22 protein-coding genes are annotated in these 23,060 nt (G+C 70.5%); 15 read left to right on the top strand and 7 right to left on the bottom strand.

Annotated features, from left to right (window positions below; translation table 11 throughout):
• Positions 1 to 42: 42 nt before the first annotated feature.
• The 4 genes from alr (at position 43) to EV685_RS15390 (ending at position 3,481) form a co-directional block, all read left to right on the top strand.
• A complete protein-coding gene (gene alr, locus EV685_RS15405) occupies positions 43 to 1,140 on the top strand; it encodes an alanine racemase (protein WP_130482944.1) in 1,098 nt (365 codons plus the stop codon).
• Positions 1,137 to 1,538: an alternative ribosome rescue aminoacyl-tRNA hydrolase ArfB gene (arfB, locus tag EV685_RS15400; RefSeq protein ID WP_130482943.1), complete on the top strand. Its 402-nt coding sequence runs from the start codon at positions 1,137 to 1,139 to the stop codon at positions 1,536 to 1,538. Before alr ends, arfB begins: the two co-directional genes overlap by 4 nt.
• A gap of 48 nt (positions 1,539 to 1,586) precedes the next feature.
• Complete coding sequence (gene radA / locus EV685_RS15395) at positions 1,587 to 2,954, top strand: DNA repair protein RadA (protein WP_130482942.1); 1,368 nt, start codon at positions 1,587 to 1,589, stop codon at positions 2,952 to 2,954.
• Positions 2,955 to 3,067: 113 nt separating this feature from the next.
• Positions 3,068 to 3,481 (top strand): hypothetical protein, encoded by a 414-nt coding sequence (locus tag EV685_RS15390; RefSeq protein WP_130482941.1) that lies wholly within the window; start codon positions 3,068 to 3,070, stop codon positions 3,479 to 3,481.
• Between the two features lie 53 nt (positions 3,482 to 3,534).
• Here the strand turns inward: EV685_RS15390 and EV685_RS15385 are convergent, their stop codons facing one another.
• The 4 genes from EV685_RS15385 to EV685_RS15370 form a co-directional block, all read right to left on the bottom strand.
• Complete coding sequence (locus EV685_RS15385; RefSeq protein WP_130482940.1) at positions 3,535 to 5,976, bottom strand: ATP-binding protein; 2,442 nt, start codon at positions 5,974 to 5,976, stop codon at positions 3,535 to 3,537.
• Between the two features lie 23 nt (positions 5,977 to 5,999).
• Positions 6,000 to 6,515, bottom strand: a complete 516-nt coding sequence (locus EV685_RS15380; RefSeq protein WP_165396824.1) for a putative pterin-binding protein — start codon at positions 6,513 to 6,515, stop codon at positions 6,000 to 6,002.
• Positions 6,516 to 6,711: 196 nt separating this feature from the next.
• A complete protein-coding gene (gene ppnP / locus EV685_RS15375) occupies positions 6,712 to 7,032 on the bottom strand; it encodes a pyrimidine/purine nucleoside phosphorylase (protein ID WP_130482939.1) in 321 nt (106 codons plus the stop codon).
• 25 nt (positions 7,033 to 7,057) lie between these two features.
• Positions 7,058 to 8,416 carry an argininosuccinate synthase gene (locus EV685_RS15370; RefSeq protein ID WP_130482938.1) on the bottom strand — a complete coding sequence of 453 codons (1,359 nt, stop codon included), beginning with the start codon at positions 8,414 to 8,416 and terminating at the stop codon, positions 7,058 to 7,060.
• A 165-nt stretch (positions 8,417 to 8,581) separates the two neighbouring features.
• On the opposite strand from EV685_RS15370, the gene EV685_RS15365 reads away from it, so the two are divergent.
• The 9 genes from EV685_RS15365 to EV685_RS15325 all read left to right on the top strand — a co-directional run bounded on the left by EV685_RS15365 (position 8,582) and on the right by EV685_RS15325 (position 18,040).
• Entirely contained in the window at positions 8,582 to 8,866 is a 285-nt protein-coding gene (locus tag EV685_RS15365; RefSeq protein WP_242615623.1) for a phosphopantetheine-binding protein, read from the top strand.
• Between the two features lie 18 nt (positions 8,867 to 8,884).
• Entirely contained in the window at positions 8,885 to 9,514 is a 630-nt protein-coding gene (locus tag EV685_RS15360; protein WP_130482936.1) for a COG4648 family protein, read from the top strand.
• A 12-nt stretch (positions 9,515 to 9,526) separates the two neighbouring features.
• The gene (locus EV685_RS15355; protein WP_242615622.1) at positions 9,527 to 11,869 is read left to right on the top strand and encodes an MMPL family transporter; all 2,343 of its coding nucleotides are present in this window, start codon (positions 9,527 to 9,529) and stop codon (positions 11,867 to 11,869) included.
• Entirely contained in the window at positions 11,866 to 13,125 is a 1,260-nt protein-coding gene (locus EV685_RS15350; protein ID WP_207224844.1) for a beta-ketoacyl synthase N-terminal-like domain-containing protein, read from the top strand. The genes EV685_RS15355 and EV685_RS15350 overlap by 4 nt, the downstream gene beginning before the upstream one ends.
• On the top strand, positions 13,125 to 14,015 hold the full coding sequence (locus tag EV685_RS15345) for a beta-ketoacyl synthase chain length factor (RefSeq protein WP_165396823.1): 891 nt from the start codon (positions 13,125 to 13,127) through the stop codon (positions 14,013 to 14,015). The genes EV685_RS15350 and EV685_RS15345 overlap by 1 nt, the downstream gene beginning before the upstream one ends.
• Positions 14,016 to 14,055: 40 nt before the next feature.
• Positions 14,056 to 15,726: an NAD(P)/FAD-dependent oxidoreductase gene (locus EV685_RS15340; RefSeq protein ID WP_130482935.1), complete on the top strand. Its 1,671-nt coding sequence runs from the start codon at positions 14,056 to 14,058 to the stop codon at positions 15,724 to 15,726.
• A 17-nt stretch (positions 15,727 to 15,743) separates the two neighbouring features.
• Complete coding sequence (locus EV685_RS15335; protein WP_207224843.1) at positions 15,744 to 16,424, top strand: phosphatase PAP2 family protein; 681 nt, start codon at positions 15,744 to 15,746, stop codon at positions 16,422 to 16,424.
• A 144-nt stretch (positions 16,425 to 16,568) separates the two neighbouring features.
• Complete coding sequence (locus EV685_RS15330) at positions 16,569 to 16,808, top strand: acyl carrier protein (RefSeq protein WP_130482934.1); 240 nt, start codon at positions 16,569 to 16,571, stop codon at positions 16,806 to 16,808.
• A gap of 14 nt (positions 16,809 to 16,822) precedes the next feature.
• Entirely contained in the window at positions 16,823 to 18,040 is a 1,218-nt protein-coding gene (locus EV685_RS15325; protein ID WP_130482933.1) for a beta-ketoacyl-[acyl-carrier-protein] synthase family protein, read from the top strand.
• A 14-nt stretch (positions 18,041 to 18,054) separates the two neighbouring features.
• Here EV685_RS15325 and EV685_RS15320 read toward each other — a convergent pair whose 3' ends face one another.
• From EV685_RS15320 to EV685_RS15310, 3 genes are read right to left on the bottom strand one after another with little or no spacing between them, the layout of a single operon-like run.
• Positions 18,055 to 18,570, bottom strand: coding sequence for a 3'-5' exonuclease (locus tag EV685_RS15320; protein WP_130482932.1), 516 nt, complete (start codon positions 18,568 to 18,570; stop codon positions 18,055 to 18,057).
• A gap of 12 nt (positions 18,571 to 18,582) precedes the next feature.
• The gene (locus EV685_RS15315; protein WP_242615621.1) at positions 18,583 to 20,058 is read right to left on the bottom strand and encodes a serine/threonine protein kinase; all 1,476 of its coding nucleotides are present in this window, start codon (positions 20,056 to 20,058) and stop codon (positions 18,583 to 18,585) included.
• A gap of 52 nt (positions 20,059 to 20,110) precedes the next feature.
• Positions 20,111 to 20,854, bottom strand: a complete 744-nt coding sequence (locus EV685_RS15310; protein ID WP_130482931.1) for a metallophosphoesterase family protein — start codon at positions 20,852 to 20,854, stop codon at positions 20,111 to 20,113.
• A gap of 203 nt (positions 20,855 to 21,057) precedes the next feature.
• Between EV685_RS15310 and EV685_RS15305 the strand changes: the two genes are divergently transcribed.
• Together EV685_RS15305 and EV685_RS15300 are read left to right on the top strand one after the other, a co-directional pair.
• Complete coding sequence (locus tag EV685_RS15305; RefSeq protein WP_130482930.1) at positions 21,058 to 22,095, top strand: chorismate transformation FkbO/Hyg5 family protein; 1,038 nt, start codon at positions 21,058 to 21,060, stop codon at positions 22,093 to 22,095.
• Positions 22,096 to 22,127: 32 nt separating this feature from the next.
• On the top strand, positions 22,128 to 23,048 hold the full coding sequence (locus tag EV685_RS15300) for a MipA/OmpV family protein (protein WP_130482929.1): 921 nt from the start codon (positions 22,128 to 22,130) through the stop codon (positions 23,046 to 23,048).
• Positions 23,049 to 23,060 lie beyond the last annotated feature (12 nt).

The raw sequence follows: 23,060 nt of genomic DNA, 5'->3' as shown, positions 1-23,060 counted from the left end.
GACGGCTCTTTCAGCTCGGGGTCGGCTGGCAGAATCCCGCGCATGCCGCGTCCGATCGAAGCCCTGATCCACCCCGATGCCATCGCGCACAACCTCGGCATCGCACGACGCCGGGCCGGTGACGCGCGGCTCTGGGGCGTCATCAAGGCCAACGCCTATGGCCACGGCATCGAACGGGTGTGGCCGGCGCTGGCGGTGGCCGACGGGCTGGCGATGCTCGACCTGGACGAGGCCCGGCGCGTGCGTGACCTCGGCTGGCGCGGGCCCGTTCTGCTGCTCGAAGGCTGCTTCGAGGCGCGTGACCTTGAGCTTTGTTCGCGCCTGAACCTCTGGCACGTCATCCACCACGACGAGCAGATCGCCTGGCTGGCCGCACACAAGACCCACCAGCCGCACCGTGTCTTCCTGAAGATGAACAGCGGCATGAACCGCCTCGGCTACACGCCGCAAGCCTGGCGTGGCGCCTGGGTGCGGCTCAACGCGCTGCCGCAGGTCGACGAGATCTCGCTGATGACGCACTTCTCGGACGCCGATGGACCCCGGGGCATCGACGCCGCCGTGGACGCCTTCGTCGCCGCCACGCACGACCTGCCCGGCGAACGCAGCCTGGGCAACAGCGCGGCCATCCTGCGCCACGCGCACCGGCCCGAGGTGCGCGCCGACTGGGTCCGCAGCGGCATCCTGAGCTATGGCAGCGCGCCCGACTTCCCCGAGCACGACATCGACCACTGGCAGCTGATCCCGGCCATGACGCTGCGCAGCCGACTGATCGCGCTGCAGGACCTGCAGCCCGGCGACACCGTCGGCTACGGCAGCAGCTACCGGGCCGAGCGCGCCCAGCGCATCGGCATCGTCGCCTGCGGCTATGCCGACGGCTACCCGCGCCACGCGCCCACCGGCACGCCGGTGCTGGTGGACGGGGTGCGCTGCACGACGGTCGGGCGGGTGTCGATGGACATGCTGGCGGTCGACCTGACGCCCTTGCCACACGCCGCCGTCGGCGCCGAGGTGACGTTGTGGGGCCACGGCCCGCACGGCACGCGCCTGCCGATCGACGCGGTCGCGCACGCCGCCGGCACGATCGGCTACGAGCTGATGTGTGCGCTGGCGCCGCGCGTGCCGACACACGTCGCGCCATGAAGCCGCCGAGCATCTCGCCGCACGAGGTGCACATCAGCGCGATCCGGGCCCAGGGCGCCGGCGGGCAGAACGTCAACAAGGTCTCGAACGCGGTCCACCTGCGTTTCGACATCCGCGCCTCCAGCCTGCCCGACGAGGTCAAGGCGCGCATGGCCGCGCTGGCCGACCACCGCATCACGCGCGAGGGCGTGGTCGTCATCAAGGCCCAGGAATCGCGCAGCCTGGAGGCCAACCGGGCCGAGGCGCTGGCCCGTCTGGACGAGTTGCTGCAGCGTGCGCTGTTCGTGCCCAAGGACCGCAAGGCAACCCAGCCGACCTACGGCTCCAAGCAGCGGCGCCTGGAGGGCAAGTCGGTGCGCTCGGGCATCAAGGCGATGCGCGGCCGGGTGACCGACTGACCGGCGCGGCCGCGAGACGCTGCGCCGAACGCTGACAATCGCGCCCCTATGGCCCGCGACAAGACCCTCTACACCTGCCGCGACTGCGGCGGCACCAGCCCGAAGTGGCTGGGCCAGTGCCCGCATTGCCGGGCCTGGAACACGCTCGACGAGGGCCCGGCCGAACCCGCCGCCAGCGCCAGCCGCAACCGCTTCCAGGGACTCGCGCGCAGCCAGCCAGTGGCCACGCTGGCCGACATCGAGGCGGCCGAGGTGGCCCGCACCCCCACCGGCCAGGAAGAGCTGGACCGCGTGCTCGGCGGCGGCATCGTGGCCGGCGGCGTGGTGCTGATCGGCGGCGATCCGGGCATCGGCAAGAGCACGCTGCTGCTGCAGGCGGCCGAGGCGCTGTCGCGCCAGATGAAGGTGCTGTACGTGACCGGCGAGGAGTCCGGCGCCCAGGTGGCGCTGCGGGCCGGCCGGCTCGGGCTCGAAGGCAAGCACCTGCGCGTGCTGGCCGAGATCGGGCTGGAGCGCATCCTCGCCACGCTGGAGGCGGAGCAGCCCGACTTCTGCGTCATCGACTCGATCCAGACGCTGTATTCGGACCAGCTCACCTCCGCGCCCGGTTCGGTCGCCCAGGTGCGCGAATGTGCCGCCCATCTGACGCGCTCGGCCAAGGCCAGCGGCTGCACCACCGTGCTGGTCGGCCACGTGACCAAGGAAGGCGCCTTGGCCGGCCCGCGCGTGCTGGAGCACATCGTCGACACCGTGCTTTATTTCGAGGGCGACACGCACAGCAGCTTCCGGCTGGTGCGCGCCATCAAGAACCGCTTCGGCGCGGTCAACGAGATCGGCGTCTTCGCCATGACCGAACGGGGCCTGAAGGGCGTCGCCAACCCGAGCGCGATCTTCCTGTCGACCCACGGCGAGCCGGTGCCTGGCGCCTGCGTGCTGGTGACGCTCGAAGGCACCCGCCCGATGCTGGTCGAGGTGCAGGCCCTGGTCGACTCGGGCGGCCCCAGCCCGCGACGCCTGAGCGTCGGCCTGGACCGCGACCGGCTGGCGATGCTGCTGGCCGTGCTGCACCGCCATGCGGGCGTGGCCTGCGCCGATCAGGACGTGTTCGTCAACGCGGTCGGCGGCGTGCGCATCAGCGAGCCGGCGGCCGACCTGGCCGTGCTGCTGGCGATCCAGAGCTCGCTGCGCGGCCGGGCCCTGCCGCGCGGCTTCATCGCCTTCGGCGAGGTCGGCCTGGCCGGCGAGGTGCGACCCGCGCCGCGTGGCCAGGAACGCCTGAAGGAGGCCGCCAAGCTCGGCTTCTCGGTCGCGGTTGTGCCCAAGGCCAATGCGCCAAAGAAGCCGATCGAGGGCCTGACCGTGCACCCGGTCGAACGCATCGAGCAGGCCATCGAGCTGGCGCGGTCCTTGACCTGACGCTGCTGACATCTCACGTTCGAGCCACGTTCAAGCCACGTTCGAGCCACGTTCAAGCCGCCTCCAGACGGCATGCCCACCGCCTTCCATTCGCCGACTCCGGTCGTTCAACCATGAAGTTCCCCAAGTCCCGCATGCCCGTCAATGCCCTGCTGGCCGGTGCCGCCGTGATCGTCGGCACCTGGGTCTACGGTTGGCAGGGCCTGATCCTGGCGATCACCGTGATCGCCTTCTGGGCCGTGCTGCAGTTCAACCGCGCCACCCGCGTGCTGCGCAACGCCGGCCAGCGGCCCAAGGGTCAGGTCGACAGCGTCGTGATGACACAAGCGCGCTTGTCGCCCGGCCTGAGCCGGCTGGAAGTGCTGCAGATCACCGGCAGCCTGGGCGAGCCCTACAACGACCACGACGAGTGGCGCTGGCGCGATGCCGGCGGCAATGAACTGGTGCTGACCTTCCGGCGCGACGTGCTGGTGCGTTGGGCCATGGCCCGGGCCGAGAGCGACGACGACGCGCCACCGATCGGCTGATCCGCCGGGCCGCCCGGTGATCCGTTGGTGATCCGTCGGCGATCAACCAGTGATCAGCCCGCGATCCAGCCCATCCGGGCGCACAGGGCGCGGGCGGTCTCGAACTCTTCGACCAGACGCGCGGCCAGGGCCTCGCACTGCGCCGCGTCGAGCGTCTCGCCGCCCTGCTCGATCGTCTTGGCCGTCGCGGCCAGCTCACGCAGGCCCAGGTTGGCCGCTGCGCCCTTGAGCTTGTGGCCAGCGGCCTTCAGCCGCGACGCATCGGCCTGCCGCAGCACCATGAGCAGGTCGGCGAGCGTGCCGGACTCGTCGGACAGGAAGCCGCCCAGCAGATCGCCATAACCCTTGATCGACACGGCCACGCAGACCTCGCCGATGGCCTCGAGGTCGAGCACTCGGGCGGCGTCGCCACGTCGGAAGCGGCGCCTGGGCGCGGCCGGCGGTGTGGCCGCCGGGGGCGGCGGAACGGGGATGGGCGCCAGGGTCGTGGTCTCGGCGGATGCCGGCGTGGGTTCGGGGGCGGGTGTTGCGGCCGGTGCCGGTGCTTCAGCGGCCGGCGCCTCGATGCGCCCCCGCGCGCCGAAGTGGCGCTTGAACAACTGCTCGATTTCTTCGACCTGCACCGGCTTGGCGAGGAAGTCGTCCATGCCCGCGTCGAAGACACGCTGGCGTGATTCGGTGAAGGCATCGGCCGTCAGCGCGACGATGCGGGTGCGAGCCGCCTCGCCGCCCAGCGCGCGAATGGCGCGTGTCGCGGCGATGCCGTCCATCACCGGCATGTGCACGTCCATCAGCACGAGGTCGTAGCGGTGACGGCTGACCATGTCGAGCGCCTGCTGGCCGTCCTCGGCGAAGCTGACCTGGTGGCCCAGCTGGACCAGCAGCGCGTGGATGAACTTGCGGTTGACCGGGTGGTCGTCGGTCACCAGCACGTCCAGCGGCTGCAGCACCTGCGGCTCGCTGGCCTCCAGCGCAGCGGCCATGGACTCGCGCCAGCCCGAGTCGGGCACCACGTCGCTGCGGTCGATCGCTTCATCGGCCAGTCGCAGCGGCAGCACGAGGGTGAAGGCGCTGCCCTGGCCCGGTCGGCTCTCGACCTGGATGTCGCCGCCCATCATGCGGGCCAGCGAACGCGAGATCTCCAGGCCCAGACCGGTGCCGCCGTAGCGCCGGTTGATGGTCTCGTCACCCTGGCTGAAACGCTGGAACAGCCGCGTCATGGTTGGGCCGTCCATGCCGATGCCGGTGTCGCTGACACGCAGCCGCAGCAGCGGCTCCGAGCGGCCCTGGCGCAGGTCGGCGGACAGGCGGTCGACCACCAGGCTGACCTCGCCACGCTCGGTGAACTTCAGCGCGTTGCCCACGAGGTTGAACAGGATCTGCTTGAGCCGCTTGGCGTCGGTGTCGATGCAGACCGGCACGTCCTCGGCCAGCGTGACATGCCAGTGCAGGCCCTTGGCCTGGGCCTGCGGACTCATCACCGAGCGCACGTCCCCGAGCACGCGGTGCAACAAGGTCGGTGCGGTCGTGATCTCGAGCTTGCCGGACTCCAGCTTGGAGATGTCCAGCACGTCGTTGAGGATGCCCAGCAGGTGCTCGCCGGACTCGCGCGCGGTCAGCAGGTAGTCGGCCTGGGTGGCATCGAGGCGCGAGCGCTGCAGCAGCGACAGCATGCCGAGCAGGCCGTTGAAGGGGGTGCGCAGCTCATGGCTCATGTTGGCCAGGAAGGCGCTCTTGGCGCGGCTGGCCTGCTCGGCTTCGAGACGAGCTTCCTGCAGGCTGATCGCCAGGGCCTCCAGGTGGGCCCGGCGCTGCTGCAGGGCACTCAGCTGGCGCACCACGATGACGGCGAACAGCAGCGTCAACAGCGACTGGAACACCGTCAGACCGATGGCGATGCGGTTCTGCTGGCGCACCGCATCGTTGCGGGCAGCAACCTGTTCGGCGATGCCGCGGTTGGCCTGCAAGGACAACTCGTGGATGGCACCGGCCAGGGGCAGCAGGCGCGACTCCAGGTCGCGCCAGAACGCGGCATCCATGGGTGGCTTGCTGTCGAGGCCGATGACGCCATCGGCATGGGCGACGAAGGCATTCACGTCACGCAGCACCTGCTCCTGCAGCGGCAGTCGCACCAGCACCGCGTCGGTCCGCTCGGGGGCAATCAGGCTGAGTCGGCTGACAAACAGCTCGTAGCGGGTCTGCAGCGACTCGACCTTGTCGGGTGACGGGTCGAAGCTGAGCTCACGGGTCTGGCTGCGCAGCTTCTCGAACTCGGCCTCGACCTGGTAGAAGCTCCAGACCAGGTTGTCGCCCTGGTACTGGACGGTCGCATTGAGCAGCGCCAGCGACTGCGACTGCAACCAGGCGACACCGGCGAAAACCGCCAGCAGTACACCGGCCAGCAAGGTCAGCCAGCGCCCCACGCCGCCGCCGCCCACGTCACCGTGGCTGCGTCCAGCGGACAACGTCGAGGGCACCTCGACCGCTGAGGACACGTCCGGCACCGTCGCAGCCGTGTTTATTCGATTTCGAGGCTCTTGAGCTGCCAGGCCGAGCGGTTGTAGTAACGCTCGGAGCGCAGCGTCTCTTGGCTGTCGTAGGGATAGACGATGAACAGCGGACCCTTGTCACGCACGGGCATGGGCTTGTCGTCCATCAGGCGGGCCAGCACGACCGGAAAGCGGATGCTGTCATCGACTGGCAGTTCGGCCTTGTAGTCGTTGAGCGCCACCGCCTTGATGACCTTGCCCTGCACGCCAGCGGCGGCCAGGACATCCCGCAGCAGCGGGCCGGTGAACTTGCGCGGCTCCTTGTACCAAGGGGTCATGGTCGTGAAGCTGTGCTGCGGCAGGGCCGCGAGCATCTCCATGTCGAACTCGACCTTGCCGGCCGCATTGGCCTTGGAAATCTTGCCGCTGACCGTCAGCACGACGCGGCCCTTGGGCTGGTCCTGTGCATGAGCGGCGGGGGCGGCAGCCAGCGCCGTGGTGGCGGCAGCCAGGCAGGCGATCAGGTGGCGACGGGAGAGCAACATGTTTCACACCTCGTGGGGCGACGGGATGGCAATGGAACGGCCATCGGATGCAACCGACGCCGGACGTTTCAGCGCGCCAGATCCGGCGGGCTGTTTGCCAGTTTCGGCAGTCGGCGCATTTTCTTGAGGTGTGGGCCGCGCGGACTCGCCATCCCGGCTGCCAGACCGTCAGGTCCGGCAACCGGTCACGCCCAGATCACCCGAAGTGGCAAATATAGTGATACGGCGCGCCTTCGACGACGATGTCAAAGGACGAATTGCCCGGCACATCGAAGGATTGGCCCGGGCCGTAGGTGTGCCACTCGTTGGTGCCGGCCAGCTTGATGCGGCAGGAGCCGGCGACGGTTTCCATCACCTCCGGCGCGCCGGTGTTGAAGGTCAGCGAGGCCGGCAGGATCACGCCGACGCTTTTCTTCGTGCCATCGGCCAGCGTGATGCCGTGCGAGACACATTTGCCGTCGAAGTAGACGTTGGCCTGGGTGCCGACGCTGGCGACGGCGAGTTGCAGATTGCTCATGTCGTGGGTTCCGTGTCGATCGGGTTCAGGCGGCGGCCTTCTTGGCGGCCGCGCGCTTGGCGGGTGACTTGGCCGCAGCCTTCTTGGCAGGCGCCTTGTCGGCCACCGGCGCAGCGGCTGCCTGGCTGGCCTTGGCGGCGGTCTTGGCCGCCGACTTGCGCGCCGCCTTGGCGTTGGCCGCGATGCGCATGCGCAGCGCGTTGAGCTTGATGAAGCCACCCGCGTCGGCCTGGTTGTAGGCGCCGCCGTCGTCGTCGAAGGTCGAGATCTTCATGTCGAACAGGCTGTCGGTCGCCGATTCACGGCCGACACACATGATCGTGCCCTTGTAGAGCTTGAGCTTGACGTTGCCGTTGACGGTCTGCTGCGACGCATCGATCAGCACCTGCAGCAGTTCGCGCTCGGGCGCGAACCAGTAGCCGTTGTAGACCATGCGGGCGTAGCGCGGCATCAGGTCGTCCTTGAGCGCCAACACCTCGCGGTCGAGCGTGATCGACTCGATCGCGCGGTGGCCCGCCAGCATGATGGTGCCGCCAGGGGTCTCGTAGCAGCCGCGGCTCTTCATGCCCACGTAGCGGTTCTCGACCTTGTCGAGCCGGCCGATGCCGTGCTTGCCGCCGATCTTGTTGAGCGTCTCCAGCACGGTGGCCGGGCTCATCGCGACGCCGTCGATGGCGACGATGTCGCCCTTGACGTAACTCAGCTCGACGACCTGCGGCTTGGACGGTGCCTTCTCGGGGCTGACCGTCAGGCGCCACATGTTCTCCTCGGGCGCGAAGTTCGGATCTTCGAGGATGCCGCCCTCATAGCTGATGTGCAGCAGGTTGGCGTCCATCGAATACGGCGCGCCGCCCTTGCGCTTCTTGAAGTCGACCGGGATCTTGTGCTTGTCGGCATAGGCCAGCAGCTTCTCGCGCGACAGCAGGTCCCACTCGCGCCACGGTGCGATGACCTTGACGTTGGGCATCAGCGCGTAGGCACCCAGCTCGAAGCGGACCTGGTCGTTGCCCTTGCCGGTGGCACCGTGGCTGATGGCATCAGCCTTCGTCTTGCGGGCGATGTCGATCAGGCGCTTGGCGATCAGCGGACGCGCGATCGAGGTGCCCAGCAGGTACTCGCCCTCATACAGCGCGTTGGCGCGGAACATCGGGAAGACGAAGTCGCGGACGAATTCCTCGCGCAGGTCATCGATGAAGATGTTCTCGGGCTTGATGCCCATCTTCAGCGCCTTGGCGCGTGCCGGTTCGACCTCCTCGCCCTGGCCGATGTCGGCGGTGAAGGTCACCACCTCGCATTGGTACTGATCTTGCAGCCACTTCAGGATGACCGAGGTGTCGAGACCACCGGAATAGGCGAGGACAACGCGCTTGATGTCTTTGGACATGGTGTGGGGAGTGGGGCTAGGGTCGTTGAAAGAGCAAACCGACATTTTATTGGCATGCGTCCGGGCGAAGGTCGCCGGATGACCGGCTCCTACAATCGCGCCCCTGCGGCCGACCGGCCCGCACACCCGAAGACCTTCCAGAACACCATCCAGCGGAGCATCCCCTTGACCAGCCCGACCCCCTCCACCGACCCGTCCGTGATCGAGCGTGAGCTGGCCGACATCTTCGTCTCGGCCCTGAACCTGGAAGTCGCCGCCGCCGACATCGACCCGAGCGCGCCGCTCTATGGCGACGGCCTGGGGCTGGACTCGATCGACATCCTGGAAGTGGCCCTTGCGGTCTCGCAGCGCTACGGCTTCCAGCTGCGGTCGGACGACGAGAACAACCAGCGCATCTTCCAGTCGCTGCGCAGCCTGGCCGAGCACGTCGCCCGCCACCGCACGCAGTAAGACACGAGCAGACGGCCGATGTCGCGCTGGCGGACCGCCGCAATCGTTGCGGCCCTTGCAGGCTACGCGCTGTTGTCGCATGGCCTGATGACCTGGTGGCCCGAACAGCCCTGGTCGATCGCGGTGCTGTTCGGCCCCTTGCTGGGCGGCCTGCTGATCGCGGGCATCGCCAAGCGCCATGTGCCGTCCTTGCTCGGCGCGGCCGGGCTGGGCCTGGTGCTGGCGCTGGTCCAGCAGCACGACGGCGGCAGCCGCGTCGAGATGCTCTACGTGCTGCAGCACGCCGCCATGCATGCGGTCCTCGCCTACGGCTTCGGCATCACGCTGCGCGAGGGCTCGACGCCGCTGATCACGCAGATGGCCGCGCGCCTGCAGCGCAGCCTGCCCGATGCGCAACGCGCCTACACGCGCCGACTGACCGTGATCTGGTGCGCCTACTTCATCGCCATGATCGGCGTCTCGCTGCTGCTCTACCGCCTCGCACCCTGGGCCTGGTGGAGCTTCTACTGCAACGTGCTGACGCCGCTGGCCGCGATCGCGCTGTTCATCGGCGAGTACCTGCTGCGCTACCGCCTGCATCCCGAGTTCGAACGCGTCACGCTGGCCAGCGCCTGGCAGGCCTGGCGCGCGGTCGACGCGGCGCGCTGAGCCGGTGACGCCGTGAACCGCCGACGTGTCCTTGCGCTGTGGCTGCTGGCCATGGCGCTGTGCGCGGTCGTGATCGCCCGCACACCCTTTGTAGCCGACCTGTCGGCCTTCCTGCCGGCCAGTGCCGATGCCCGCCAGCAGGTGCTGATCGACCAGGTGCGCAGCGGCGCACCGGCCCGCACCTTGATGATGGGCATCACCGGTGGCGACGCGGCACAGCGTGCAGCCGCATCGAAGGCGCTTGCTGCCGCGCTGCGCAACAGCGGCCTGTTCGAGCAGGTCAGCAATGGCGAGAACGATGCCTGGGCCGACATCGGCCGCTGGGTCTTCGAACGCCGCTACACGCTCAGCCCGGCGATCACGCCCGAGCGCTTCCAGGCCGACGGCCTGCGCGAGGCCATCGACGAGACCTTGTCGCTGCTGGGCACGCCGGCCGGTGCGCTGGTCAAGCCCATCCTCGAACGTGACCCGACCGGCGAGACCCGCCGCATCGCCGAGGCCCTGATCCCGGCGGGTGCGCCGCGCACGCAGGACGGCGTCTGGATCGGCCGCAGCGAGCCGCGTGCGGTGCTGATGGCCAGCACACGCGCGCCGGGCGCCGACCTCGACGCGATGCAGCGCGCCATTGACCGCATCCGCGCCGACTTCGCCCCGCTGGCCGCGCAGGGCCTGGCGCTGCAACTGACCGGCGCGCCGGTGTTCGCGGTCGACAGCCGCGCCGGCATCGAGCGCGAGGTCCATCTGCTGGCTGCCGCCGGAACGGTGCTGATGAGCGCCCTGCTGCTGGTCGCCTTCGCCTCGCTGGCGGCGCTGGGCACGGCGCTGCTGCCGGTGGCCAGCGGCGTGGCGGCCGGCATCGCGGCGGTCGGGCTGGTGTTCGGCAACGTGCACGGCGTGACGCTGGGCTTTGGTTCGACCCTCATCGGCGAAGCGGTCGACTACGCCATCTACTACCTGATCCAGGCCCGTGGCCACGGCGGCCACGGTGACGGCTGGCGCCACTGGCTGCGCGAGAACTGGCCGACGGTGCGGCTCGGCCTGCTGACCTCGGTCTGCGGCTTCGCGGCGCTGCTGTTCTCGGGCTTTCCAGGTCTGCAGCAGCTGGGCGTGTTCTCGATCGCCGGCCTGCTGGCCGCCGTGGCCACGACCCGCTGGCTGATGCCGGTGCTGATGCCCGACGGCGCCCGCGGTCTGGGCCTGCGCCGCCAGCTCGGCCGGGGCGCGCGCCGTCTGTTCGGCTGGCTGCCGCGGACCCGGGCGATCTGGCTGGCGCTGGGCATCTTCGCGGTCGTCGCGATGGTCGCGCGCGGTGGCATCTGGGGCACCGAGCTGGCCTCGCTGAGTCCCATCAACCCGGCCTTGCTGGCCCTGGACGCCAGCCTGCGCGCCGACCTGGGTGCCGACGACGGCGGCGCGCTGGTCGCCGTGCAGGCGGCCGATGCCGAGGCCGTGTTGCAGCGCGCCGAAGCGGTCGGCACACGGCTGGATCGCCTGGTCGACGCCAATGTGCTGGCCGGCTACAGCAGCGTCGCACGCTTTCTGCCGAGCCTGGCGACCCAGCAGCAGCGCCGCGCCGCCCTGCCCGCGCCGGACGCCCTGAAGCAGGCGCTCGACGCCGCCAGCGTCGACAGCCCCTTGCCAGCCGCCCGCCTGCAGCCTTTCGCCGACGCCGTCGAACAGGCCCGCCAGCAGGCCGACGACACCCCCGCGCAGGCCGCCGCCGGTGCCCTGGCGCCGCTGGTCAATGCGCTGCTGCTACAAGGTCCGGACGGCCGCTGGACGGCCTTGATGCCGCTGACGCCGGCCGATCCGGCCAAGGGCGTCGACGCGAACCGGGTGCGTGCCGCGCTGGCGGGTCTGGATGGCGTGGAGATGATCGACATCGGCGTCGAGCTCAAGCGGGTCTACCAGCGCTACCTCGGCGAGGCGCAGGCCCAGGCGCTGATCGGCGCGGGGGTGGTGATCGGCCTGATCGCCCTGTCGCTGCGCTCGCCGCGCCGCTTCGTTGCGGTCTGCCAGCCGCTGCTGCTGGCCGTCCTGCTGACGATGGGCGCTTGTGCCGCAATCGGCGTGCCGCTGGGCATCCTGCACCTGATCGGGCTCTTGCTGGTGGTCGCCGTGGGCTCGAACTACGCGCTGTTCTTCGACCTGCTGCGCGAGCAGCCGCAGCCCGACGACGACACGCTGGCCTCGCTGGCGCTGGCCAACCTGACGCTGGTGCTGTCCTTCGCGCTGCTGGCCTTCTCGGCCATTCCGGCACTGTCGGCGATGGGCCGAGTGGTCGCGCCGGGCGCACTGCTGGCGCTGCTGCTGTCGGCGGCCTTCGCGCCGCGCCCGGCGGATCGTTCGGCATGACGCCGCCGATCCGCCCGATCCGCCCGATCGCGCCGGTGGCCGTCCGCGCCTGGACCGCCACCAGCGCTGCCGGGCAAGGCCGCAGCAGCCTGAGCAAGGCGCTGGCCGCATCGACCACCGCGCTGCAGCCGCTGGACGCCACACGCTGGCCGGCCTGGGCGCTGCCCACCTGGGTCGGCGCGGTCGACGCCCTGGACGAGGCGGCGCCGTCCGACTTTCCCGGCGACCGCACCGAGCGGACCTCGCGCGCCCTGCGCCTGGCCTGGCGCGGCCTGCAGGCCGACGGCTTCGTCGACGCCGCCCAGGACGCCGTGCAACGCTGGGGCGCCGACCGGGTCGGGCTGCTGCTGGGCAGTTCGGCATCGACCATCGGCGTCAGCGAACAGGCCTACCGCGACTGGCCCGCCGACACGCCGGTGCCCGCCTCGCTGCGCCACCCCAGCCTGAACACGCCGCACGCCATCACCGGCTTCGTGCAGCGCGCGCTGGGTGTGGCCGGGCCGGCGCTGACGGTGTCGACCGCCTGCTCGTCGAGCGCCAAGGTCTTTGCCAGCGCCGAACGCTGGCTGCGGCTGGGCTGGGTTGACGCGGTGGTCGTCGGCGGCGTCGACGCCCTCTGCGCCAGCGTGCTGTTCGGCTTCCGCGCGCTGGGCTTGGTGTCGACATCGCCGTGCCGGCCCTTCGACGCGGCACGCGACGGCATCAGCATCGGCGAGGCCGCCGGCTACGCCCTGCTCGAACGCTGGGAGCCCGGCGAGGACCCGGCCACGCCTTGCCTGATCGGCCACGGCGAGTCCAACGACGCCCACCACATGTCCAGCCCGCACCCACAAGGCCTGGGCGCCGAGCGGGCGCTGGACGAGGCCCTGGCCCGTGCCGCCCTGCGCGCCGACGCGATCGACCTGGTGCTGCTGCATGGCACCGCCAGCGCGCGCAACGACGAGGTCGAGGCCGCCCTGGTCGCCCGCCGCTACCGCGCCGACGTGCATGCCAGCGCCAGCAAGGGCCTGACCGGCCACACCATGGGCGCGGCCGGCATCGTGCAGGCGGTGGCCGGGCTGCAGGCGCTGGCCGGCGCGGGGCTGCCGGGCAGCATCGGCACGCACGTGGTGGATGCGGCCTTGCCGGCGCCTTTTGCGCAGCAGCTGCGGTTGGCCTGCGAGCGCGACGGGCAGGTCCGCCGTGTCGCCAGCCATGCCTTCGGCTTCGGTGGCAACAACTGCGTGCTGCTGTTCGGCCGCGCCGGGGGACGGTGATGAGCGCCGGTCAGATCCACATCGACGGCATCGCCTGCTGGACCGCCGCCTGGCCGGACTGGGCGACGGCCGCCAAGGCCTTGCGCGGCGAGCCCATGCCGGTCGACGACACCCCCGCCGCGACCCGCAAGCGCCCGGCTGCGGCGATGCTCGCGCCCAACGAACGCCGTCGCGCGCCCGATTCGGTGCTGCTGGCGCTGGAGGTGGCGCAGGCGGCCGTCGCCGCCGCCGGGCTGGGCGACGATCCGCCGGCCAGCGTCTTCACCTCGACACATGGCGACCTGGCCATCGTCGACGCCTTGTGCAGCACGCTGGCGGCCGATCCGCTGCTGCTCTCGCCCACGCGCTTCCACCATTCGGTGCACAACGCCGCCTCGGGCTACTGGGCCATCGCCAGCGGCTGCCAGAAGGGCAGCAGCGCGCTGGCGCAACAGCATGTCGGCTTTGCCGCCGGGCTGTTCGAGGCCGCCACGCTGTGCCTGGCCGACGAGGTGCCCGTGCTGCTGGTGGCGCTGGACACCGCCGCCAGCGGCCGGCTCGCCCAGGTCCATGTCGACCGCGGCCTGCTGGCCTTCGCGCTGGTGCTGAGTCCGCGCCGCACGCCCCGTTCAACAGTGGCGATGCGGCTGGCGCCCGGGCCGGTGGGCCTCGCGCCCGACCTGCGCAGCGCCGCCGCGCGGGCCCTGGCGGGACACGCCATGGCCGATGCCCTGCCGCTGGCCGAGGCATTGGCGACGCTGACGTCCGCCGACCGCGACCCAAGCGACCTGGCGCTGGACCTGCCACTGGATGCGCAGCCTGGCGGCACGGGCCTGGCCCTCCAGCTCGAACGTCTGGACACCGACACAGCCGTCCCCGCGCAAGACAACGCCAGAGGGGCTGAGGCATGATGCCCCGGCCATACCGCCCGCCTTCCAGGACCGCCCCCGCATGAGCACGAACGCCGCCCCGCACGACCTCGCGAGCGACACGACAGCCGCCACCACGCATGACATCGTCATCATGGGCGGCGGCCTGGCCGGACTGACGCTGGCCCTGCAGCTGCGCGAGCGCGACCCGACGCTGGACATCCTCGTGCTGGAGCGGCGCAGCCACCCGGTGCCGCTGGCCTGCCACAAGGTCGGCGAGTCCTCGGTCGAGATCGGTGCCCACTACTTCGAGCAGGTGCTGGGTCTGGGCGAACACCTGCGCAGCCAGCAACTGCGCAAGTTCGGCTTCCGCTTCTTTTTCTCCGAAGGCCGGCGCGACATCGACCAGGTCACCGAACTCGGTTCGAGCCGGCCACTGCCGGTGACCAGCTACCAGATCGATCGCGGCAGCTTCGAGAACTTCCTTGGCGAGGAATGCCTGCGCCGCGGCATCCGCTTCATCGATGGCGCACTGATCCGCAAGGTCACGCTGCATGAGGGCGCGGGCGACGGCCGGCATGAGATCGCCTGGCAGCGCGCCGGCGAGCCCCAGTCGCCCGTGCAAGCGCGCTGGGTGATCGACGCCTGCGGCCGTGCCGGGCTGATCAAGCGCCAGCTCGGCCTGGCGCGCGAGAACGCCCACCCGGCCCATGCAATCTGGTTTCGCGTCAAGGGCCACATCGAGATCGACCGCTGGAGCGACGACCCGGCCTGGCAGGCCCGCTGCGTCACGCCCACGCGCTGGCTGTCGACCAACCATCTGGTCGGGCGCGGCTACTGGGTCTGGCTGATCCCGCTGTCCTCGGGCTCGCATTCGGTGGGCATCGTGGCCGACCCGCGCATCCATCCGGTCGAGACCATGGACACCTTCGACAAGGCAATGGACTGGTTCGCCCAGTACCAGCCAGCCCTGTTCGACGAGCTCGACCCGCGCCGCGACGACCTGCAGGACTTCGCCTTCTTCCGCCGCTTCTCTTACGACTGCGCCCAGATCTTTTCGGCCGACCGCTGGGCCCTGGCCGGCGAGGCGGGGCGTTTCCTGGACCCCTTCTACTCGCCCGGCAGCGACTTCATCGGCATCGGCAACACCTACATCACCGAGCTGGTGATGCGTGACCGCGCCGGCCTGAAGCTGGAGGCGCACACCCAGGTCTTCGAGCAGATCTTCCGCTCCTTCTACGACAGCACGCTGGCGCTGTACGTCGATCAATACGAGCTGTTCGGCGATCCCGAGGTGCTGCCGGCCAAGGTGTTCTGGGACTACACCTACTACTGGAGCGTGCTGGCCCAGCTCTTCTTCCACGACAAGCTGGCCGACCTGGGTGCGCTCTCGCAGCTGCGCGACGAGCTGCAGCTGTGCCAGCGCCTCAACGTCGAGGTGCAGGCGCTGCTGCGCACCTGGGGCCAGCACAGCCAGCGTCGCAACCTGCCGGTGATGCTGGACCAGGCCTCGGTGCCGTGGTTCGTCGACCTCAACGGCAGCCTGAAGGACACGCTCGATGCGGACGGCTTCAAGGCCCGCATCCAGGAGGCCACACGACGCCTGAGTGCGATGGCGCTGGAGCTGCGCGAGCGGGTCCGCGCCGATCACCCGGCGCTCGCCTGCCCGGCCTTGGACGCGCTGCTGCCTGACGGCAGCGTGCATGCCTACGAGCCGATGCTGTTCGAGGCGCCCGAGCGCGTGCCGGCCTGAGCCGCGTCGCGCACACGATGCCCGACGGCTTCTACCCGGCGCTGTGGCGCTGCTGGCGCCGCCACCTGTGGGTCAAGGTGTTCGGCATCAGCGGTTTCATGTGGCTGTTCTTCATCGGCTACTTCCACCTGCTGCGGCATCCGGCCTACCCGGTGACGGTCATGCCGCTGACCTGGCTGGACCAGGCCATTCCCTTGCAGCCGGGCTGGCTGGCGGCCTATGTGTCGCTGTGGGTCTATGTCGGCATCTCGCCCGGCCTGTTCCTGACGCTGCGCCGCTTGATCGCCTACGGCGTATGGGCTGCGGCGATGTGCCTGACGGGCCTGGCCTGCTTCTACTTCTGGCCCAACGCGGTACCGCCGCACGGCGTCGACGTGTCCGGCCATGCCGGCTTCGCGCTGCTGCAGGGCGTCGACGCTGCGGGCAATGCCTGCCCGTCGCTGCATGTGGCATCTGCGGCCTACTCGGGGCTGTGGCTGAGGCGGCAATTGACGGTGCTCGGCTCGCCGCGTGTCTGGCATGTCGTCAACCTGGCGTGGTTCCTGGCGATCGCGTATTCGACCCTGGCGACCAAGCAGCACGTCGCCCTCGATGCCGTCGCCGGCACGCTTCTGGGCGGCCTGTTTGCCCTGGCCGCACTGCGCTGGGGGCCACGTGCCGAAGGGGGTCCGCAGGACATTCCCGCAGGGGGCCGCTGATATCATCGACCGCTTGCGGACGAGTCCGGAAACGGTGCACGGGAGGCCCTGCACCGGCCGCATGTCAAGCCGGGCTCCGACCGGTCGAACCTCGATGACATCGATGCGCCGACCGGCCAGCCGCCAGACCACGGAAACCATCACATGAGTTCGCTCCCTGAGCTTCAGGCCCTGATCCAGGAAAAGTACGGCCTCGATCCGTCCCAACTGGACCCCAACGCCTCCATGGCCCAGAGCGGCATCGACTCGCTCGCGCTGGTCGAGTTCCTGTTCGCGGTCGAGGACCACTACGGCATCAAGCTCCCGGAAGAGGACTCGCAGGTCGACTCCCTGGCCGCCCTGGCGCTGGTGGTCGACAAGGTCCGCGCCTCGCAGGCCGCCTGAATGCGACGCGGCTCGTGAGTTCCGGCGTCCTTGTCACCGGCCTGGGTCTCGTCGCCCCGCACGGTCATGACGCCGACAGCGTGTTCGACGCCATCGTGCAAGGCCGCTCGGCGGTGCACGAATTGGCGATGGACCTGGCCAAGCCGGCAGCGGCGGCCACCGTCGACATCGACCTGAGTCGCTGGTTCAACAAGCTCCAGACCGCCGGCGTCGACCGCGTCAGCCAGCTGGCCGTCGCGGCCGCCGACCTGGCGGTGCGCGATGCCGGTGGCCTTGCGCATGCCGCGCCCGAACGCATCGGCATCTACGTTGGCTGTGGCATGGGCGGCGCCTCGGCGCTGGAAGCGGCCTACCGTTCCAGCAACGGGCGCGTCTCGCCGCTGACCATCCCCGCCTTCATGCCCAACGCCCCAGCCGCCCATGTGGCGATGCGGCTGGGCGTGCGCGGACCGGTGCTGACCTATGCGGTGGCCTGCGCCTCGTCATCGGTCGCGATCGCCGAGGCGGCCAAGGCCGTGCGTTGCGGCGAGGTCGACATCGCCATCGCCGGCGGCACCGAAGCGCTGATCGTGCCTGGCGTCGTGCTGACCTGGCAGGCCATGCAGACGCTCGCCAGCTTCACGCCCGGCGGCGACGCGGCGGCGCGCTGCTGCCGGCCCTTCTCAGCCGATCGCAGCGGCTTCGTGCTCGGCGAGGGCGCGGCCTTCCTGGTGCTCGAAAGCGCCGAACGTGCCGCCGCCCGTCAGGCACCGACGCGCCACGCCGAGCTGGCCGGCTGGGGCCTGAGCTGCGACGCCACCCACCTGACCAAGCCCGATGCGCAGGGCCAGCAACGCGCGCTGCGGGCGGCCCTGCAGCTGGCCGGCCTGACGCCGTCGGACATCGGCTACGTCAACGCCCACGGCACGGCGACCAAGGCGGGCGACACGGTCGAGTGCGAAGCCATCCGCGGCGTCTGGGGCGAGGACTTGAGCGGCCTGCGCGTCAGCTCGACCAAGGCCTTGCATGGCCATCTGCTGGGCGCGGCCGGCGCGCTCGAAGCGGTCATCACCATCCAGGCGCTCAAGCGCCAGCAACTGCCGCCGCAGGCCCATTGCGACACGCCGGACCCGTTGTGCGACGTGCCGCTGGCACGAGCGGGAGAGGCGCTGGTCCGGCCGCTGGACGCGGCGCTGAGCAGCTCCTTCGCCTTCGGCGGGACCAACTCGTCGCTGGTCTTCAAGCGGGTCTGATCCCGCCTGGCGGCTCAGCCGCCGCGCCGCACCGCCGCCACGCTCAGCTGCAGCACCCGCGCATCGGCGCTGGCGCGGTGGCGCGGACTGGCGAGGTCGCGTCGCACACGCTCACGCACGGCGTCGAAGCGGTCCAGCTCATCCTGGACCAGCAGCTCGCGCAGGTCACACAGCCGGAAGGCGGGCGCCATGTCCGCCGCATCGAACAGCCGTGCCAGCCAGACGTAGTCGTGCGCCCAGGCGTCGCAGTAGACGACCTGGCCGGCCAGCTGCTCGTTGAGGAGCCGGGCCACCACGTCGACGGGCTTGCCGTGCATCAGCAGCAACTCGCGGGCGATGCCGTGGATGCGGGCGGCGGCGGGATCCCAGCTGGTCCAGTCCGTCTCGGGCTGGATCAACGTGCAGCCGACCTCGCCGGCCGGGCCGACAAAACCGACCTCGATGGGGTAGCTGCCGCGGCCGAAGCCGGAGGCCTCGACGTCCAGCACCCAAGGCAGTCCAGCGGGATCGGGCGGCCGGGCGTTGGCCATGTGCGACGGTGATCAGGCCGCGCCGGATTCGCGGCCGTCGGCGGCAACGCCTGCCTCGCCGGTCGACGCGCTCGGCACCCGCACGACCGTCACGGTGCATTCGGCCTGCGCCACCACCTCAGACGACACGCTGCCCAGGTAGCGCCGCAGCGCCGAGTTGCCGCGCGCCCCCATCACGATGTGGTCAACCTGGGTGCGGCGGGCGAACTCGATAATGGCGGTGGCCGCATCGGGCGCTTCGAGCACATGGAAGGTCAGCCGGTTGTCGGCCAGCCCGAGCGCCTGTGACAGCGGCCGGGCCCAGTGCTTGAGACCGACCAGTTGCTTGACGTGCAGGCTGTTGCCCTGCTTGTCGGTCAGCTCGTCCATGCCGATGCGGTTGGTCTTCATGACGCTGACACAAGCAAGCCGCGCGCCCTGTTCGGTGATGACGATGCGGCGCACCGTCTCGCGCAGCAGGTCGAGCAGGTCATCGGTCGCGCCGCTGACGTCGACCGCCGCCATGACGATGGGCGCGCGCTTGAGCTGCTCGGACACGCTGGGCCGCTCGACCGGCTCGGCGCCCAGTGCCTTGAACCAGCGACTCAGGCGCTGCAGCTGGGTGCCGGTGTCACGCTGTCGGGCCCGTTCGGTCAGCGGAACGCCCGTCGGGTTGGCCAGATCCTGGGCGAGGTGGGCGGCACTCGGGTGGCGCTTGTCGGCATGGACTTCGAGGCAGCGCAGGATGATCTCCTGCAGCCATGGCGGGCAGTCCGGCCGCAAGGTGATCGGCGGCACCGGACGCGCATAGAGCCGCTCGCGCAGGCCGCGCACGCTGGTGGGCGCACCAAAAGGGCGCGCGCCGGTCACCAGGTGGTAGAGCATCACGCCCAGCGCGAACAGGTCCGAGCGTGGCTCGCTGCGCACGAACTGCACCTGCTCGGGCGACATGTAGGGCCCGGTGCCCATGGGCAGGTTGAACTCCTCGTCGAGCAGGTCGGGCAGGTGGTCGTGGCGGCTCAGGCCGAAGTCGACCAGCACCGCCTCGCCGCTCGGCCGGAACAGGATGTTGCTGGGCTTGATGTCGAGGTGGATGACGTGCTGGCGGTGCAGGTCGTGCAGCGCGGTTGCCACCCGGATGCCGAGGCTGACGACCTCGTCGATCGGCAGTGGCGCCTGGTCCAGGCGCGGCCGCAGCGACTCGCCGGCGATCTGCTCCATCACGATGTAGGGCCGGGTGATGAAGTCGCCCCGGGCGATGAAGCGTGGCACGTGCACGCCGCGCAGCGTCGGCAAGATCATCTGCTCGACCTCGAAGCCCACGATGGTGGCCGGGTCCTCGCCGCCCTTGATGCGCGGCACCTTCATCAGCAACGCGCTGCCGTGTTCCGCATGGCTGACGCGCCAGAGGTTGGCCATGCCGCCCTGGTGCAGGCGCTCCATCAGCTCGAAGCCGTCGATGACGTCGCCAGCATTGAGCGGCGAGAGGCTGGCGGTGTCGTCGATCAAGGTCGCGTTCTCCCTCGGGATGTCCGGTCGGCGCTGTGCTCAGCGCTCGCGCTCAGGTGCCGTCAACCAGTCGTGTGGCCAGCGTGCGCGGCAGGCCGGCGGCGACGATCTTGGCGCCGGTGGTCTCGTGGTCATAGGGCACGCGGTGGAAGGTCAGCGTGGCGCGGGCGTTGTCGAACATGGCCCAGCAGGCGGCCGGGTTGCCGTCGCGCGGCTGGCCGGTCGAGCCGGGTATGGCCAGCCACTGGCGGTGGCCCGGCACCGGCACCGCCACGCCGGGCACCGGCTTGAAGTCGGCGATCTTGCCGGTGCTGGACATGTGATAGAGCGTGGGGTGGTGCACATGGCCGCAGAAGGTGTGGCGGCAGTCGGTCGCGTGCATGCTGCGCACCGCCTCGCTGCGGCCGGTGATGTATTCCCAGCCCGTCGGCGCATGGGCATTGGCATGCACGAAGAGGCAACCGCTGTCCTCGACCTTGTAGGGCAGGCTGGCGAGGAACTCGATCTGCGCCGGGCTGAGCTGCTCGCGTGTCCAGGCGATGGCGCGGCGGGCGTCCTCGACCAGGTTGGGGCTGGGGCCGAGCACGATGGCGTCGTCGTGGTTGCCACGCACCGCGATGGCGCCCTGCGCGACCAGGTCCTGCACCCGCTCGACCACCCAGGCCGGATCGGCGCCGTAGCCGACGAAGTCGCCCAGCAGCGCGATGCGCTCGGCGCCGTGGAGGTGGGCCTGTTCCAGCACGGCCTCGAAGGCCTCGCGGTTGGCGTGGATGTCGGTGATGAGGGCGAGCTTCATGGCGATGGGTGTGCGTGTCGGCCGGGTGGCGGGACAGCGGTCAAGGATAGCCTCGGGGCTGCGGCCGGCTGCCGTGGCAGGAAGCTTGAGGCGTGGCGCTGACGCCGCGCTGTCCGGCAAGCCCTGCGATGCCGCCCCGTAAGATTCAGGGTTCCTGCCGATGGCATCGACGCCACGCGCAACCCTGACGCCAGACGCCCTTCATGCCCGTGCCCCCTCCTGCCCCTGACAGCCTGCTGCCGATCCGGCAGGTCGGGGCACCCGAAGACGGCGCGCCGGCATCGCCCTTCTTGCTGGTTCATCGGGTGCATCAGCCGCAGTCCCCGGCGCGGCCGCCCCAGCCCGCCGCGCCATGCCTGATCTGGCCGGCAGCGCCGGTCACCGAACAATGGTGGAGCCCGCGCCCGGCGACCGTCGCGCAAGACCTCGACGGCGCCGCCGCGCTGCACTGGGCCTGTGACGGCGACTGGCTGTTTGCCCGCATCACGGTCGACGAGACCGCCACGCCGGACGGCCTGATCGGCGCCGCGCGCATCGCCTACACCCGGCTGTTCGGCTTGATGGCCCGCCACGGTCTGACGCAGCCGGCGCGCTTCTGGAACTACCTCGCCGACATCAACGCAGAGACCGACAGCCCGGCCGGTCGGCTGGAGCGCTACCGCCAGTTCAACATCGGCCGCCAGCAGGCCTTTGTCGCCGCTGGCCAGGCGGCCTTCGACGGCGCGCCGGCCGCCTGTGCGCTGGGCACCGAAGCCGGCGCGCTGAGCGTCGCGCTGCTGGCTGGCCGCATCGACCCGCGCGTGATCGAGAACCCGCGCCAGGTCAGCGCCTACCGCTACCCGAACGACCACGGCCCGGTCAGCCCGACCTTCTCGCGCGCGGCCGAGCTGCGCCTGTCCGAGCGGCGCAGCCTGCTGTTCATCTCCGGCACCGCCAGCATCGTCGGCCACCAGAGCGTTCACCCGGGCGACGTGGCCGAGCAGACGCGCGAGTCGCTGCGCAACATCGACGTGCTGCTGGCCCAGGTCGAGGGCGAGCCCAACACGCTGCGCCGCGCGCTGGACCTGACGGTCTACCTGCGCCACGCCGATGATCTGGCGAGCGTCCGCGCCGTCCTGGCCGCTTGGCTGCGGCACGATGTCGCCGCGCTGGACCGCACCGTCTGGCTGCGCGCCGATGTCTGCCGGGCCGAGCTGCTGGTCGAGATCGAGGCCCAGGCCGTCCTCAACCCCTCGTGCTGAACGTCAAGAAATACGCCACGGAGCCCACCCGCATGACCAGACTTTCCCGCCGCCAACTGGCCGCCGCGCTCGCCCCCGTCTTTTGCGCCCTTGGCGTGCAGGCGGCCGACAGCCCGGACGCGACGAGCGCCGGCCCGCGCACCCTGCCGGTCACCGACGGTGCTGCGATCACGCCGGACGCGCCGGCCCGTCCGGTCATGAAGGCGCTGCCGCTGTGGGAACTGGGCGTGGGCGCCAGCCTGCTGCGCCTGCCCGACTACCGGGGCGCCGACAGCTACCGCGGCTATGTGCTGCCCCTGCCCTTCGTGGTCTACCGCGGAAACTTCTTGCGGGCCGACCGCGAGGGCGCCCGTGCGGTGCTGCTCGACACGTCCTTCGCCGAACTGGAGGTCAGCCTCAACGCCAGCCCGCCGGTCTACACCGACGACAGCGGCGCCCGCGCCGGCATGCGGCGCGTGCCGGCCACTTTCGAGATCGGTCCCAAGCTGCGCAGCACGCTGCTGCGCACGCCCGGGCTGCGGCTCAACCTGGAGGTGCCGGTGCGCGCGGTGCTGACGCTGGAGTCCTCGCCACGCCATGTCGGCAATGTCTTCACGCCCAACCTGGACCTGTCGGTGAGCACGGGCACGCCCTGGCGGCTGGGCTTTGTGGCCGGACCGCTGTGGGCGTCGCAAGGGGTCAACCAGCGCATCTACGGCGTCAGCGCGGCCGAGGCCATCGCGGGCCGACCGGCCTACCAGGCGCGCGGCGGCTACGGCGGCTGGCAGGCGCTGGTCGGCACCTCGCGGCGCTTCGAGCGGCACTGGATTGGCGCCTTCCTGCGCTATGACCACGTCGGCGGCGCCGTGTTCGGCGACAGCCCGCTGGTGCGCTCGCGCAGCAACCTCAGTGGCGGCGTGGCGATGTCGTGGATCTTCGCGAACTCGTCCGAACAAGTCATGCGACCGGACTGATCGACTTGCTGC

The organism is Sphaerotilus mobilis, from assembly GCF_004216565.1.
Lineage (GTDB): Bacteria > Pseudomonadota > Gammaproteobacteria > Burkholderiales > Burkholderiaceae_C > Sphaerotilus > Sphaerotilus mobilis.
Note: the sequence above shows the minus strand (reverse complement) of the source record. Positions and strands in the feature narration are given on the sequence as shown.

What these genes read in the sequence shown, in the direction of transcription:
- EV685_RS15310 (WP_130482931.1), bottom strand. Translation starts at nt 20,854, where the DNA reads ATGAAGCTCGCCCTCATCACCGACATCCACGCCAACCGCGAGGCCTTC.
- EV685_RS15350 (WP_207224844.1), top strand. Translation starts at nt 11,866, where the DNA reads ATGACGCCGCCGATCCGCCCGATCCGCCCGATCGCGCCGGTGGCCGTC.
- EV685_RS15390 (WP_130482941.1), top strand. Translation starts at nt 3,068, where the DNA reads ATGAAGTTCCCCAAGTCCCGCATGCCCGTCAATGCCCTGCTGGCCGGT.
- EV685_RS15305 (WP_130482930.1), top strand. Translation starts at nt 21,058, where the DNA reads ATGCCCGTGCCCCCTCCTGCCCCTGACAGCCTGCTGCCGATCCGGCAG.
- EV685_RS15300 (WP_130482929.1), top strand. Translation starts at nt 22,128, where the DNA reads ATGACCAGACTTTCCCGCCGCCAACTGGCCGCCGCGCTCGCCCCCGTC.
- alr (WP_130482944.1), top strand. Translation starts at nt 43, where the DNA reads ATGCCGCGTCCGATCGAAGCCCTGATCCACCCCGATGCCATCGCGCAC.
- EV685_RS15345 (WP_165396823.1), top strand. Translation starts at nt 13,125, where the DNA reads ATGAGCGCCGGTCAGATCCACATCGACGGCATCGCCTGCTGGACCGCC.
- EV685_RS15340 (WP_130482935.1), top strand. Translation starts at nt 14,056, where the DNA reads ATGAGCACGAACGCCGCCCCGCACGACCTCGCGAGCGACACGACAGCC.
- EV685_RS15335 (WP_207224843.1), top strand. Translation starts at nt 15,744, where the DNA reads ATGCCCGACGGCTTCTACCCGGCGCTGTGGCGCTGCTGGCGCCGCCAC.
- EV685_RS15370 (WP_130482938.1), bottom strand. Translation starts at nt 8,416, where the DNA reads ATGTCCAAAGACATCAAGCGCGTTGTCCTCGCCTATTCCGGTGGTCTC.
- EV685_RS15320 (WP_130482932.1), bottom strand. Translation starts at nt 18,570, where the DNA reads ATGGCCAACGCCCGGCCGCCCGATCCCGCTGGACTGCCTTGGGTGCTG.
- ppnP (WP_130482939.1), bottom strand. Translation starts at nt 7,032, where the DNA reads ATGAGCAATCTGCAACTCGCCGTCGCCAGCGTCGGCACCCAGGCCAAC.
- EV685_RS15380 (WP_165396824.1), bottom strand. Translation starts at nt 6,515, where the DNA reads ATGTTGCTCTCCCGTCGCCACCTGATCGCCTGCCTGGCTGCCGCCACC.
- arfB (WP_130482943.1), top strand. Translation starts at nt 1,137, where the DNA reads ATGAAGCCGCCGAGCATCTCGCCGCACGAGGTGCACATCAGCGCGATC.
- radA (WP_130482942.1), top strand. Translation starts at nt 1,587, where the DNA reads ATGGCCCGCGACAAGACCCTCTACACCTGCCGCGACTGCGGCGGCACC.
- EV685_RS15330 (WP_130482934.1), top strand. Translation starts at nt 16,569, where the DNA reads ATGAGTTCGCTCCCTGAGCTTCAGGCCCTGATCCAGGAAAAGTACGGC.
- EV685_RS15360 (WP_130482936.1), top strand. Translation starts at nt 8,885, where the DNA reads ATGTCGCGCTGGCGGACCGCCGCAATCGTTGCGGCCCTTGCAGGCTAC.